The organism is Streptomyces fragilis, from assembly GCF_003112515.1.
Taxonomy (GTDB): domain Bacteria; phylum Actinomycetota; class Actinomycetes; order Streptomycetales; family Streptomycetaceae; genus Streptomyces; species Streptomyces fragilis.
The window spans coordinates 382,816-396,457 of sequence record NZ_BEVZ01000005.1 but is presented as its reverse complement, the minus strand read 5'-3'; the positions used below and the strand labels follow the sequence as shown (position 1 = coordinate 396,457).

Sequence of the window (13,642 nt, the reverse complement as noted above, 5' to 3'; positions counted from 1 at the left end):
CGACGACCGTTCCACCTGCCGGTCGGGGTGCCCCGGCACGCGAGGTCAGAAGGGGTGGACGCCCATGCGGGTGGCCGGGGGCGGCCCCTGTCCGGCGGCCACCCGCAGGTGGTACGTCTCGCGGTCGACGACCTCCAGGCCGACGATCTCCCACCGCGGCAGGTTGGCCGTCCGCCGGTGCTCGCCCCACAGCCGCAGCGCGACCGCGGCGGCGTCGTGCAGGTCGCGGGCCTCCTCCCAGTAGCGGATCTCCGCGTGGTCGGTGGCGTAGCGGCTGGTCAGCAGGAAGGGGTGGTCGTGGGCCAGCTGCTCGAGCGCCCGCCGCACCTCCGGCAGCGGCACCTCGGCACCGGAGACGCTCAGGGTGACGTGCCACAGCCGCGGCAGCTCCTCGGGCGCCGGCGCCCCGCCCTGGAACAGGTCGCCGGGCGAGACGCTGGTGAGGCCGCGCCGCGACGCCGCTGACCCGCCGGCCGGGCGGGACGCCGCCGATTCCGGGCGCACTCGTCTCACAACGGCCTCCTTCGCACGGTGCTCACGGTGGTCGCCCGGCTGCTGCCCTGGCGTGTGTGACCCCCACCAGTGCAGCAGGCGGCGGCGCTCCGTGGGGCCGTTTTACGGAACGTCCCCCACCGGAGTCCGGCCACCCGGGCCGAAAGCCGCGGTCCGTCTCAGCGGCGCAGCAGCACCAGGTCGTCCCTGTGTACGACCTCTCGTTCGTAGGCGGGGCCGAGGTCGCGTGCCAGTTCCCTGGTCGAGCGGCCGATCAGGCGAGGAATCTCACGGGCGTCGAAGTTCACCAGGCCGCGGGCCACGGCCCGGCCCTCGGCGTCCCGCAGCTCGACCGGGTCACCCGCGTGGAAGTCCCCCTCGACCCCCGCGATGCCGGCCGGCAGCAGCGAGGTGCGCCGCTCCACGACGGCCCGCACGGCGCCGTCGTCCAGCGTCAGGGCGCCCTGCGGGGCGGAGGCGTGTTCGAGCCACAGGAGGCGGTCGGCGGAGCGGTTGCCGGTGGCGTGGAAGTACGTGCCGGTGTCCCGGCCCTTCAGCGCGTCCGCGGCCCGGCTGGCGCTGGTGAGGACCACCGGGATCCCGGCCTCGGCGGCGATCCGGGCGGCCTCCACCTTGGTGACCATCCCGCCGGTGCCCACCCCGGCCTTGCCGGCGCTGCCGATCTCCACGCCCTCCAGGTCCTCGGGGCCGCGGATCTCGCTCAGCCGCGAGGTGCCGGGGCGCGAGGGGTCGCCGTCGTACAGGCCGTCCACGTCGGACAGGAGGACCAGCAGGTCGGCGCGGACGAGATGGGCGACAAGCGCCGCAAGACGGTCGTTGTCGCCGAAACGGATCTCGTCGGTCGCTACCGTGTCGTTCTCGTTGACAACCGGCAGGGCTCCCATGGCGAGCAATTTGTCGAGCGTTCGGGCTGCGTTACGGTGGTGGGCACGCCGACTCGTATCATCGGCCGTCAGCAGCACCTGACCCACCCGCACGCCGTAGCGTGCGAAGGACGCGGTGTAGCGAGCAACCAGCAAACCCTGCCCCACGCTGGCTGCTGCCTGCTGCCGGGCCAGGTCGCGGGGCCGGCGACGCAGACCCAGAGGGGCGAGTCCCGCAGCGATGGCACCGGAGGAAACCAGGACGACATCCCTCTCGCCACCGTCCCTGCCCGCCGCCAGGACGTCGACCAGCGCGTCGACCCGGTCGGCGTCCAGGCCGCCCTCAGCCGTGGTCAACGACGAGGACCCCACCTTGACGACGATCCTGCGAGCCCCGGTCACGGCCTGCCTTGCCCTTGTCACCTTGAACGTTGTCCCCTCACCTGGTTCTCAGCTGCCCGTCCGGCAATCTACGCGACCCGGACGTCGCGGCGCGCGTGCGTTCCGTCCCACGGACGCACGCCGCGGACCCCGCGCGCGACTCGACACGTGCCCGGGTGTCCGAGGCGTGTCGTCGGAGCGTTCCAGCGCGTTGAATCTGAGTCCCTAGACGCAACACGTCCGCGCAGCCCTTTGGAGTGACGCAGTGCCCACACCTGTCCCCCGTCGGCAGACCGCCGAAAGAGGCATGGTCATCGCTCTTCTGGCGGTGTCGTTCCTCACACTCGCCGTCACGGCCGTGGTCCCGAACGTGCCCGCCATGATCGCGGCTGCGGTCGTCTCCATCGCCGTCGAGGTGTTCCTCTACCGCTCGCAGCGGGGCCTGGTCGCGATGTTCGCCAAGATGCACGTCGACACCACGGTGCGCCATCTGGTGCGGGACCTGCTGATCGTCGTCGCCCTGGTCCGCCTCCAGGAGCAGGACGACGAGGGCGGGATGGCCGGGCCGCTGCTCGTGCTGCTCGCCTTCTACGGGCTGCACTTCGCGATCCAGGCCGTCTCGGTGGTCGTCCGCCGGGCACGCACCACCCCGGTGCTCACCCGGAACATCGACACCTCCGGCCTGCCGCTGACCGCCGCCCCGCCCGCGCTGCTGCTGCGCCGTCCCGGGCACCGGCTGCTGATCCTCGGCCTGCCCGCCACCGCGGGCCTGCTGGGGGCGGGAGCGAGCGGCGAGGCGCTGTGGGGCGTCGCCGGCGCCGGGGTGTCCGCGCTCGCCGCGCTGGCCGGCCTGTTCGTGCTGGGCAGCCACCTGCTGCCGGGCCGCCGTCCGCCGTCCGAGGCCGCGGTGCTCGCGTGGTTCGACGCGTGGCTGGCCGAGTACAAGCCGACCATCGGCATGTACTTCTCCGGCGGCGCGGCCTCCGCCTACCAGGCCAACATGTGGCTGGAGCCGCTGGCCAAGCTGGACGGGCGTCCGGTGATCGTGCTGCGTGAGCGCTTCATGATGCAGAAGATCACCGCGACCGACATCCCGATCGTCTGCCTGCCGCAGGTCCACCACCTGATGCGGCTGGAGCACTCCACCCTGCAGGCCCTGATCCACCCGTCGAACTCGGGCAAGACCTCGCAGGTGCTGCGCATCCCGACGATCAAGCACACCTTCGTCAACCACGGCGAGAGCGACAAGCTGTCCTCCTGCAACCCGTACGCCAAGGCGTACGACGAGGTCTGGGTGGCCGGTCCCGAGGCCCGTGAGCGGTACGCGCTGGCCGACGTCGGCGTCGAGGACAAGGACATCGTGGAGATCGGCCGTCCGCAGCTGGACGGGATCGTCACCTACAAGGGCGCCCCGCAGGGTGAGTACACCGACGTCCTGTACGCCCCCACCTGGGAGGGCTGGGACGGCAACCCTGGCAACACCTCGGTGGTCGCGGCCGGCGAGAACCTGGTGCGGGCGCTGCTGGCCGACCCCAAGGTCCGCCTGGTCTACAAGCCGCACCCGCTGACCGGTTCGGTCGACCCGCGGGCCGGCGCGGCCGACCTGCGCATCCGCGAGCTGATCCGGGCCGCCAACCGTGGGCGCACCGGCGCGCGTCCCGGCCCGGAGGCCGTGGCCGAGCTGGCGCGACGGACGGCGGAGCTGGACCGGCTCACCACCTCCACGTTCCGCGAGTCCGCGGACAACCTGGAGCGGATGATGCTGCAGACCGCCCCGGAGCCGGGGCGTGCCGCCGCGGTCACCGCGGCCACCTCCGCGTGGGTGGAGGCGTACTGGGCGGCGCTGCCCGCGTGGGAGCACCAGATCGTCACGGACGCGCGTCCCGACATCCAGACCTGCTTCAACCGGGCGGACCTGCTGATCAGCGACGTGTCCAGCGTGATCTCCGACTACATGGCGAGCGGCAAGCCGTACGCGGTGGCCAACACCTCCGGCCTGAGCGAGACCGCCTTCCGCGAGGCGTTCCCGACGGTGCGGGCGGCGACGGTGCTGACGCCGGACGCGGCGGGTGTGCCGGCGCTCCTGGAGCGGGTGCGCGACCCGGAGCTGGACGACCTGCGGGAGGCCCGCGCGGAGCTGAAGCTGCGGCTGCTGGGACCGTCGGAGCCGCCGTCGCAGGTGCGGTTCAACGACGCGATGCGGGCGCTGTGCGAGTCCGCGCTGCAGCACCGGCGCCGGATGACCGAGCGGGAGGCCCACATCCCCGGCCAGCGTGCCGCCGCCCCCACCGGCGACCCCGAGCTCACCACCGGCTGACCCTTCCCGCCCCGGCCCGCCCGGGTGCCCGTCCCGTCCCGGACGCGGCACCCGGGCGGTTCCGTGTCCGCGCCCTTCCGCCGGGCCCTCGCCAGGTCGCGAGGCCTCACCAGGTCACGAGGCCTCGCCGGGTCACGAGGCCTCGCCAGGTCACGAGGCCTCGCCGGGGCCCGGCGTCATGGCACCTGCTCGGCGGCCGGTGGCGCCCCGTCCTCCGCGGGGGCGGCCGGCTTCGCGGGCGAAGTGGCGCGCTTGGTCGGGGTCGTCGGCACGGGCGGTGTGAGGTAGGCGCGCAGAGGCGCGTTGGTCGCCCAGACGGCGGCGATCGCCAGGGCGGCGGACAGTCCGCCGAAAACCAGGGAGAACGAGGCGGAGGTGGCCGCGGCCAGCGCGCCGCCGCGCAGGTTGCCGAGTTCGGGGCCCGCGACCCCGATGACGTGTTCCACCGAGGAGACCCGCCCCCGGTACGCGTCCGGGGTCTCCCGCTGGACCAGCGCACCGCGGGTGATCACGGACACGGTGTCGGCCGCCCCCGCCACGGCCAGGCAGCCGAGCGCCGCCCACAGAGGTCCCGCCAGGCCGAAACCGGCGAGCGCCAGGCTCCAGACGACCGCTGCGGACAGCTGGACCAGGCCGCTACGGCGCCACCGCGTGACCGTGCCGGAGAGCAGTCCGGCGGTGATCCCCCCGACCGCGACGGCCGACAGGAACAGGCCGAGGGTCTGGGGATGGCCCCCGTAGCGGATCTCGTTGACCAGCGGGAAGAGCGCTACGGGCATGGCGAGCAGCGTCGCGGACAGGTCGGTGGCCATCGAGCCCCACAGCGTCGGGCGGCGCAGGACGATCCGCCAGCCGCCCCGCTCCGGCCGGCGCCGGCCACCCGCCGACCCGGCTCCCTCGGGCGGCATGGCGGGCAGGCGGATCACCGCGAGCAGCGAGACCGCCACGGCCACGGCCTGGACCGCGTAGGCGCCGGCGAAGCCCCGGTACGCGATGACCAGCCCGGCCGCCGCGGGGCCGGCCAGCATCGCCGCCTGGAACGAGACGTTGGTCAGCGCGAGGCCGGCCGCGACCTGGTCGTCCGGCAGCAGCCGGACCGGGAAGGTGCGCCGCGCGGGGGCGCCGAGGGCACCGCAGCCCGCCCCCACGGCCACCAGGACGAGCAGCACCGGCACGCTCCGGTTCCCCGCCACGGCCTGGGCGTACAGCCCGACGGCGGCCAGCAGTTGACCCGCCGTGGTGGCCCGCACCACCGTTCGGCGGTCGAAGGTGTCGGCCAGCGTGCCGCCGAACAGCCCGAACAGCACCATCGGCAGCCCGGTGGCCAGCCCGATGGCGCCCGTGCCCAGAGGGCTGCCGGTCAGGTCCCAGACCTGGGCCAGCACCGCCACGTTGGCCGCCTGCCCGCCGAGCTGGGAGGCGGAGGTGCCGATCCACAGGTCACGGAACGGCCTGCTGCCGCGCAGCGGGCGGGTGTCCAGGAACCGGACGCGGACGCGCCGCCTCACGGCGAGGGCTCCACGAGGTGGTGGAGGATCCGCTGCCGCATCGACCGGCGCTCCAGCGCCCGCCGTACCTCCTCGACGACGGCGGTCATGGCGTGCGGGACCTCGCCGTCCAGCTCGGCGACCGCCGCGTGGGTGGCGCGCCACTCCGCCTCGAGGAACGGCACCAGGGAGCGGCCGCGCTCGGTCAGGTCGATCCGCCGGGTGCGGGCGTCCGGCCCGGGCTCGGAGGTGACGAGGCCTTCCTTGCGCATGGCCGCGACGGTCTGGCTGATCGCGGAGTGCGATCGGTCCAGGGACTTCGCCAGCTCGCGGATGGTCAGTGGTCCGGTGTGGGCGAGCCGGATGAGCGGATAGGCGAACCGGGGCCGCACGCCCTCGATGCCGCGCTCGACGTAGACCTGCTCGATCTCGGCGTCCATCGCCGCCAGGAGTTCGTGCAGGGAGTGCCAGGGATCGGGTCGCGCCGTGGGGTCCGAAGATATCACAGCGCTAATATAACAGCACTGTCATATTGGTCCGGAGGACGGCGCCGTCCGTTGTCCGGGGGCGCCGCTCTTCCGGGCGAGGGCGCAGGCCGCCTCGTAACGGCCCTGCCCCGGGGCGGACCGGGCCGTCACGGGGTCAGTGGGTGGGGACCTCGGCGGGGGCGCCTGCGCGGATCTGGCGCAGGTTGCGGGCCTCGGCCTTGAGGGCGAGGGCGGCGACGGCGGCGTTGAACCGGACCAGGGACGGCGGTTCGTCCGTTCCCAGCAGGTACTCCTTGAGCTCGAGCCGCGCCCCGGCGAGGACGTCCGCCGCCGGGTCCCGCACCGCCGCCAGCAGTTCGTCCAGCTCCGTCGCCTCGTTGGACAGGATCACCGCCGCGCGCACCGCGGTGTTCTGCCGGACGAACTCCTCCGCGCCCAGACCGGCGGAGTCGACCACCGCGTACGGCTTGCCGCTGGCGATGAAGTCGGAGACCACGCTGGAGATGTCGGAGACCATCGCGTCGGAGACGTTGAAGCAGTCGTACAGCGGCGGCTCGGGCCCGGTGATCACCCGGTGCTCCCATTCGGGGAAGGACCGCCAGTACGCGTCGTTCCACCGCTCGCGCAGCCGGGCGATCTCGTCGTACACCGTGAGATCGGCCACCCCGTCCCGGGTGGCCACCGCCTCGTCGCCGTCGGCGGCGCCACCGGCGAGCTCCGCGAGCCGCGCCTCGATCCGGGCCAGCTCCTCGCGCGCCGCCTCGACCGCCGCCTCGTCGCGGACGAAGCCGGGGTCCAGCACCCGCGCGGCGGCCGCCTGCTCCACCAGTGCGGTGAGCCGTTCGTGGGCCTCCCGCGCCCTGGGGCTGCGGGTGCCGGTGAAGGGGTGCGGCTTGTACAGCACCCGCACCGGCCGGTCGGCCGCCAGCAGCCGGCGGACGATGTTCTCCCCGGCCGCCATCAGGGAGGTGTTGCCGGGGTTGTCGTCCCAGCCCTCCCAGGTGGGCGCGTAGAGCACGGTCGGCACTCCGGTCCGCTCCCGGCGGCCGGCCCGGATCGGCGCCAGCTGCGGGCGGCCGACCTCGACGACGTCCTCGTCGCGGACGCCGACGTCCGCCATGGCCCAGCGGTCGCGCCCGGCCTTGCCGGCCGTCCACACCTCGTCGTAGGCCTTGCTGTACGGGTTGACGCTGGCGACCTTGTCGCTGTCGCCGTGCCCGATGAAGACGTGCTTCATGGTCGGCACCCGCAGCAGGTGGATGTTCTTGCCGACGTTGGCCGCGTACAGCGCCACCCGGACCGTGGACAGGTCGAGGTTCATCAGGTGGACGCCACCGGGCACGCAGACCACCGGGACGGTGGTCGGCGCCAGCCGCTCCAGCACGACCCGCTCCCGCAGGATGATCAGCGGCCGGGTGTCCAGCCGCTCCATGGTCTCCAGCCACATGTTGACCTGGTAGGCCGACTCCTTGGCCCCGGAGAAGTACAGGACCGTCTCCGGCCGGTAGGCGCGCAGCCAGGTCTCCATCGCGTCGAGCACCGACTCGGCCGAGGGGGCGCGGCGCGGCCCGATCAGGTACGGCAGCAGCACCACGGTGTAGAGGCCGCCGAGGCCGAGGGTGGCAACGATGCCGAGACCGCCCCACAGTCCCTGGCCGAGGAAGGCGGAGACCAGGCCGCCCACGAAGACCGGCAGGTCCAGGTGGAGCATCTTCTCGCCGGAACGATGCAGCAGGCGCCGCGAGGGGGCGTCCGGTATCCGCACGGCCGTCGCCAGGGCGATGTTCCGGGTGGCCACCGGCAGCGTGCGCCGGATCCTGATCAGCGCCACCAGCGCGCCGTGCACCGCCTGCAGACCGTAGAAGCTGATGAAGCAGGCGACCAGGGCGTAGAAGAACACCCCGTACGCCAGCCCCAGCCGGGCCAGCAGCAGCACCAGGATGAGCTGGCGCACGAGGAAGCGGATGGCCAGGCCCGCCCGCACCACGCTGAGCCGGTTGACCAGATAGCTGTTGCGCCGGTGCAGGTAGTGGTCGGCCCCGTAGGTCACGGCGGCGGCGACGGAGAACAGGGGGATGTTCGGCAGCAGCGCCGCGATCATCAGGGTGGGGAAACCCACCACGATGAGGGCGGCGGCGGCGACCAGTTCCCCCACGCTGCCCACCCGGGCGGCGCGAACGGCTGTCGATATCACGTCTGACCTTGCTCCTGGAGAGGTGCCGGCTTGGTGCGTGAACGGTGGGCGCATAACTCCGACAGTTCCGGAAAAGACCGTGCGTTTTCCCGATTGGTGCGACTGGTGCGACTGGTGCGATTCCTGCGGTATTCAGCTGTTCAGGTGAGACGGCTGTTCAGGTGTTCAGGCCTCCGCGACCGCACCTCTCGACGCGGCCGCGGAGGCCTGAACGATTTCTGGCAATTGCGGCCGATTATGCCACGCCGTCGTGCCGGTCAAGAACCGTCGCGAGCGCCTGCTCGAATCCGGACGCCTGGCCGGCGACCGCCGTCGGATCCTGCTGCCGCACGTCGATGACGTGACCCGTGAGGTCGGAGAGCAGCACGTCCAGCGAGGTACGGGCGACCGCCCGGGAGGACAGGAGCGAGTCCGCCGGTTCCTGGCCGAAGGCCTTCGTCCGCATGGGTGTCGCCGTGCGCTCGGGGTTGACGCAGTTGACCCGCACCCCGTCGGCGGCCCACTCGTCGGCCAGCGCCTGGGTGAGGTTGACGACCGCGGCCTTGGTGGAGGAGTAGAGGCTGTAGTCGGCACGGCCCCGGGTGTAGCTGCTGGAGGTGTACAGCAGCAGCTGGCCCTTGGTCGCGGCGAGGTACCGGTACGCCGAGCGGGCGATCTGCACGGGCGCGAGGTAGTTGACCCGCAGGGCCTCCAGGATGGTGTCGTTGTCCGTCTCGTCGAGCCTGCCGATGCGCAGCACGCCCGCGGTGTTGATGACGTAGTCGATCCGGCCGCTCTCCGCGTACGCCTTGCTGAGCGCCTTCTCGACGTCCTCGGCGTTCTCCACGTGGGTGCCGGTGGTGGACCGGCCCAGCGCGTACACCGAGGCGCCGTAGCCCGCCGCCAGGTCCGCGACGTCCTTGCCGATGCCGTAGGAGCCGCCGAAGACGACCACCGTGCGGCCGGTGAGCAGCTCCCGGTAGCACTCCTCGCCGCGGGGCTCGGGGGCCGCCGTGGAGGCCAGCTGGAAGAGCTTGTCGGCGATGAAGACGTCCACCGGCTGGGTGACCTTCATGTTGTACTCGTCGCCGGCGACCACGTGGATCGGCACGTCGGGCAGGTACTTGAGGACCACCGAGCAGTCGTCGGTGGCCTGGAAGTTCGGGTCCTGGGCGGCGATCTCGTAGGCGTGACGGATCGTCGACAGCTTGAACGCCTGGGGCGTCTGGCCGCGGCGCAGCCGGGAGCGGTCGGGGATCTCGGTGATGAACTCCCCGTCCTCCCCGTGGGTGCGGGTGACGATGATGGTGTCCGCCGACGGGATCGCCACGTCCACCGCCTGGTACCGCCGCAGGGCGCGCACGCAGTCGTCGATGACCCGCCGGCTGAGCAGCGGGCGCACCGCGTCGTGGAAGAGGACGTCGAGGTCCTCCCCCTCGGCGAGGCCCTCGCCGAGCACCTCGATGGCGCGCCGGGTGGTCTCGTTGCGGTTGCCGCCGCCCTCGACGATCCGCCGCACCTTGGTGAACCCCGCGCGCTCCACGATCCGTTCGACGTCCGGCAGGTAGCCGGGCGCCATCAGGACCACCACGTCGTCGATGGAGTCGGCCTGCTCGAACGTGTGCAGCGTGTGCTCGATGACCGCCTTTCCGGCGATCTTGATGAGCTGCTTGGGAATCTGCAGCCCGACCCGCTGCCCGGTCCCGCCGGCGAGGATCACTGCGGTCGTGCGAGAAGCGGTTATGCGCTGCGACACGGGAGATTCCATCCTTGGCATCAGCGGTCCGGGCTCGGAGATCGGGTGATCCCCACCACTTGGTACCACACTGCCTTCGAAGTTTCGTTTCCCGCAAACAACCTGCTCACACGCATTCCACCTGCGCATCAGGATGCACAACCGGAATACATCCTTTCGATTATCGACCCGTATGCGCTAATCGACGAACAGGTGTGCCAAAAAAGATCCGGCCGGATCTCCCCACTGAGCTGGGGAGATCCGGCCGGATTTCGGCGTGTCGGAGTGACTAGAAAGGCTCGAAGTCCTCGAACTCCTGAACGGCTTCGTCGCGCTCGGCCTGACGGTCGCGGCGGCGCTGCGCGGCGGGGCGGGGCGCCTCGAAGCGGTGGTCCTCGCCGCGGCGGCCGAGCATCTCGGCGCCCGCGGTGACCGTCGGCTCCCAGTCGAAGACCACGGCGTTGTCCTCGGGGCCGATGGCGACGCCGTCGCCCGACCGGGCGCCCGCCTTCATCAGCTCCGCCTCGACGCCGAGCCGGTTGAGGCGGTCGGCCAGGAAGCCCACGGCCTCGTCGTTGTTGAAGTCCGTCTGGCGCACCCAGCGCTCCGGCTTCTCGCCGCGGACGCGGAACAGGCCGTCCTCCTCGCGGGTGACGGTGAAACCGGCGTCGTCCACCGCCTTGGGCCGGATGACGATGCGGGTCGCCTCCTCCTTGGGCTTGCGGGCGCGGTGCTTGGCCACCAGCTCGGCCAGGGCGAAGGACAGCTCCTTGAGCCCCGTGCGGGCCACCGCGGACACCTCGAAGACGCGGTAGCCGCGCTCCTCCAGGTCGGGACGGACCATCTCGGCGAGGTCGCGGCCGTCCGGCACGTCGATCTTGTTGAGGACGACCACCCGGGGGCGCTTGTCCAGGCCGCCGCCGTAGCTCCTGAGCTCCTCCTCGATGACGTCGAGGTCGGAGACCGGGTCGCGGTCGGACTCCAGGGTGGCGGTGTCCAGCACGTGCACCAGCACGCTGCACCGCTCGACGTGGCGGAGGAACTCCAGGCCCAGGCCCTTGCCCTGGCTGGCGCCCGGGATGAGGCCCGGGACGTCGGCGACGGTGTAGACCGTGGAGCCGGCCGTGACCACGCCCAGGTTGGGGACGAGGGTGGTGAAGGGGTAGTCGGCGATCTTCGGCTTGGCGGCGCTCATCACCGAGATCAGCGAGGACTTGCCGGCGCTCGGGTAACCGACCAGGGCCACGTCGGCGACGGTCTTGAGCTCCAGGACGATGTCCCCGGCGTCGCCCGGCTCGCCCAGCAGCGCGAAGCCGGGCGCCTTGCGCCGGGACGAGGCCAGCGCCGCGTTGCCGAGGCCGCCGCGGCCGCCCTGCGCGGCGACGAAGGACGTGCCCTCGCCGACCAGGTCGGCCAGCACGTTGCCCTGCCCGTCGAGCACCACGGTGCCGTCCGGCACGGGCAGGACCAGGTCCTCGCCCTCCTTGCCGGAGCGGTTGCCGCCCTCGCCGGGCTTGCCGTTGGTGGCCTTGCGGTGCGGGGCGTGGTGGTAGTCGAGCAGCGTCGTCACCGACTGGTCGACGGTGAGGATCACGTCGCCGCCGCGGCCGCCGTTGCCGCCGTCCGGGCCGCCCAGGGGCTTGAACTTCTCCCGGTGCACGGAGGCACAGCCGTGGCCCCCGTTACCCGCGGCGACATGCAGTTCGACGCGGTCCACGAAGGTGGTCATGGTCAGGTGCCTCCAGTACGCGTAAGTCTTGGGTCAAACAAGTGCTCGCGTGTCACACAACACGCGAAAGGCGGACCCACTTCCCCGGAGGGAAGTGAGGTCCGCCTCGCGAATGAGTTCGGTCAGCCTGCTCAGGCGACCGGAACGATGTTCACGACCTTGCGGCCACGGTGGGTGCCGAACTGCACCGCACCGGCCTCGAGGGCGAACAGCGTGTCGTCGCCGCCGCGGCCGACGCCCGCACCCGGGTGGAAGTGGGTGCCGCGCTGGCGGACCAGGATCTCACCGGCGTTGACGGTCTGACCGCCGAAGCGCTTCACACCGAGCCGCTGAGCGTTGGAGTCGCGACCGTTCCGGGTGGACGATGCGCCCTTCTTGTGTGCCATGTCTCCTCAGTCCCTTACTTCGCAGCCGTGGGGATCGACGTGACCTTGATCGCCGTGTACTGCTGGCGGTGGCCCTGCCGACGACGGTAACCCGTCTTGTTCTTGTAGCGCAGAATGTCGATCTTCTGGCCCTTGTGGTGGTCCACGACCTCGGCCTGGACCTTGATCCCGTCCAGGACCCACGGGTCGCTGGTCACGGAGTCGCCGTCGACAACGAGCAGGGTCGAGAGCTCGACCGTGTCGCCAACCTTGGCGGTGGAAATCTTGTCAACCTCAACGATGTCGCCGACAGCAACCTTGTGCTGGCGACCACCGCTGCGCACGATGGCGTACACGCGGATCTCACTCTCTCGCTCGGAAACGGCACCCCCGCAGTCCAGCCTCCCTGTGACAAGGGACCGGCCTCTCCCGGGGCGCGGCACGAAGCCTGCGGCCGGCCGGGAGGAATGAGGTTTACGGGGATGTGGCGTGTCGATGGACACGCCGAGGGTCAAGGTTACGGTGACCGGGGCTGGAGGGTCAAACCGGCCCCGACCGCCCCGGCCGGCCGCCGTCAGGGGTGGAGGTGCCGCCATCCGTCCCAGGCGGAGCGGATCATGTCGTCCAGGTCGTGGCGCGCGGACCAGCCCAGCTCCCTCGAGATGCGCTCGGCGGAGGCCACCATGCTCGCCGGGTCGCCGGGACGCCGCGGGCCGGCCTCGGGCGTCAGGTGTTCGTGGCCGGTGACCTTCAGGATGTGGTCGATCATCTCGCGGACCGAGCTGCCCTCGCCGCGCCCGATGTTGAGGACCAGCGCGGTGCCCTCCTCGGCTCCGGCCAGGTGCTTCGCGGCGGCCAGGTGGGCGGAGGCGATGTCCAGGACGTGGATGTAGTCCCGGACGCAGGTGCCGTCCGGGGTGGCGTAGTCGTCGCCGAAGATCAGGGGTGCCTGACCGGCCGTGACGCGGCCGAGGACCATGGGAACGATGTTGCTCGTGCCGGTGTCGGCCAGTTCGGGCGAGGCGGCTCCGGCCACGTTGAAGTAGCGCATGGCCGCCGACCGGATGCCGTACGCCCGGGAGGCGGCGGCGATCAGCCACTCGCCGGTGAGCTTGGTCGCGCCGTAGGGGTTGATGGGGGCGCAGGGCGTGTCCTCGGTGACCAGGTCCACGTCGGGCATCCCGTACACGGCGGCGGACGAGGAGAAGACGATGCTGCCCACGCCGGTGGCCGCCATCGCCTCCAGCAGCGTCTGCAGCCCGGTGACGTTCTCCCGGTAGTAGAGGAGCGGCTTCTCCACGGACTCCGCCACCTGCTTCTTGGCCGCGATGTGCACCACGCCGGTGACCCGGTGCTCGCGCATCGTCCGCTCCAGCAGCGGACCGTCGAGGACGCTGCCCGTCACCAGCGGCACGCCGGCGGGCACCCGCTCCGCGAAGCCGGTGGACAGGTCGTCGAGCACGACGACGTCCTCCCCGCCCTCGGCCATGGCGCGCACCACGTGGGCGCCGATGTACCCGGCGCCTCCTGTGACCAGCCAGCTCATGTGTGTACCTCCTGGGTGTCGACCGGCGTCCAGACTCCCCCATCG

The 13,642-nt window shown here is 71.9% G+C and carries 11 protein-coding genes; 1 reads left to right on the top strand and 10 read right to left on the bottom strand.

The window, feature by feature from the left end:
• Positions 1–45 precede the first annotated feature (45 nt).
• Together Sfr03f_RS20130 and proB are read right to left on the bottom strand one after the other, a co-directional pair.
• Positions 46–513 carry a DUF8830 family protein gene (locus Sfr03f_RS20130; RefSeq protein WP_174721618.1) on the bottom strand — a complete coding sequence of 156 codons (468 nt, stop codon included), beginning with the start codon at positions 511–513 and terminating at the stop codon, positions 46–48.
• A 158-nt stretch (positions 514–671) separates the two neighbouring features.
• On the bottom strand, positions 672–1,799 hold the full coding sequence (gene proB, locus Sfr03f_RS20125) for a glutamate 5-kinase (protein ID WP_372514241.1): 1,128 nt from the start codon (positions 1,797–1,799) through the stop codon (positions 672–674).
• Positions 1,800–2,064: 265 nt separating this feature from the next.
• On the opposite strand from proB, the gene Sfr03f_RS20120 reads away from it, so the two are divergent.
• Positions 2,065–4,074, top strand: coding sequence for a hypothetical protein (locus Sfr03f_RS20120; protein WP_108955346.1), 2,010 nt, complete (start codon positions 2,065–2,067; stop codon positions 4,072–4,074).
• A 176-nt stretch (positions 4,075–4,250) separates the two neighbouring features.
• Here Sfr03f_RS20120 and Sfr03f_RS20110 read toward each other — a convergent pair whose 3' ends face one another.
• The 8 genes from Sfr03f_RS20110 to galE form a co-directional block, all read right to left on the bottom strand.
• The gene (locus Sfr03f_RS20110; protein ID WP_108955344.1) at positions 4,251–5,582 is read right to left on the bottom strand and encodes an MFS transporter; all 1,332 of its coding nucleotides are present in this window, start codon (positions 5,580–5,582) and stop codon (positions 4,251–4,253) included.
• Positions 5,579–6,067, bottom strand: coding sequence for a MarR family winged helix-turn-helix transcriptional regulator (locus tag Sfr03f_RS20105; protein WP_108955343.1), 489 nt, complete (start codon positions 6,065–6,067; stop codon positions 5,579–5,581). Before Sfr03f_RS20105 ends, Sfr03f_RS20110 begins: the two co-directional genes overlap by 4 nt.
• A 136-nt stretch (positions 6,068–6,203) precedes the next feature.
• The gene (locus Sfr03f_RS20100) at positions 6,204–8,243 is read right to left on the bottom strand and encodes a CDP-glycerol glycerophosphotransferase family protein (protein ID WP_108955342.1); all 2,040 of its coding nucleotides are present in this window, start codon (positions 8,241–8,243) and stop codon (positions 6,204–6,206) included.
• A gap of 235 nt (positions 8,244–8,478) precedes the next feature.
• Positions 8,479–9,978 carry a bifunctional cytidylyltransferase/SDR family oxidoreductase gene (locus Sfr03f_RS20095; RefSeq protein WP_108955341.1) on the bottom strand — a complete coding sequence of 500 codons (1,500 nt, stop codon included), beginning with the start codon at positions 9,976–9,978 and terminating at the stop codon, positions 8,479–8,481.
• Between the two features lie 268 nt (positions 9,979–10,246).
• On the bottom strand, positions 10,247–11,686 hold the full coding sequence (gene obgE / locus Sfr03f_RS20090; RefSeq protein ID WP_108955340.1) for a GTPase ObgE: 1,440 nt from the start codon (positions 11,684–11,686) through the stop codon (positions 10,247–10,249).
• 131 nt (positions 11,687–11,817) lie between these two features.
• A complete protein-coding gene (gene rpmA / locus Sfr03f_RS20085) occupies positions 11,818–12,072 on the bottom strand; it encodes a 50S ribosomal protein L27 (protein WP_108955339.1) in 255 nt (84 codons plus the stop codon).
• Positions 12,073–12,086: 14 nt separating this feature from the next.
• The gene (rplU, locus tag Sfr03f_RS20080; protein WP_108955338.1) at positions 12,087–12,407 is read right to left on the bottom strand and encodes a 50S ribosomal protein L21; all 321 of its coding nucleotides are present in this window, start codon (positions 12,405–12,407) and stop codon (positions 12,087–12,089) included.
• A gap of 218 nt (positions 12,408–12,625) precedes the next feature.
• The gene (gene galE, locus Sfr03f_RS20075) at positions 12,626–13,597 is read right to left on the bottom strand and encodes a UDP-glucose 4-epimerase GalE (protein ID WP_108955337.1); all 972 of its coding nucleotides are present in this window, start codon (positions 13,595–13,597) and stop codon (positions 12,626–12,628) included.
• Between the last annotated feature and the right edge of the window lie 45 nt (positions 13,598–13,642).

Bases quoted from the DNA above. Each gene is read 5' to 3' on its own strand.
- Sfr03f_RS20120 (WP_108955346.1), top strand. From the start codon at position 2,065: ATGGTCATCGCTCTTCTGGCGGTGTCGTTCCTCACACTCGCCGTCACG.
- obgE (WP_108955340.1), bottom strand. From the start codon at position 11,686: ATGACCACCTTCGTGGACCGCGTCGAACTGCATGTCGCCGCGGGTAAC.
- rpmA (WP_108955339.1), bottom strand. From the start codon at position 12,072: ATGGCACACAAGAAGGGCGCATCGTCCACCCGGAACGGTCGCGACTCC.
- galE (WP_108955337.1), bottom strand. From the start codon at position 13,597: ATGAGCTGGCTGGTCACAGGAGGCGCCGGGTACATCGGCGCCCACGTG.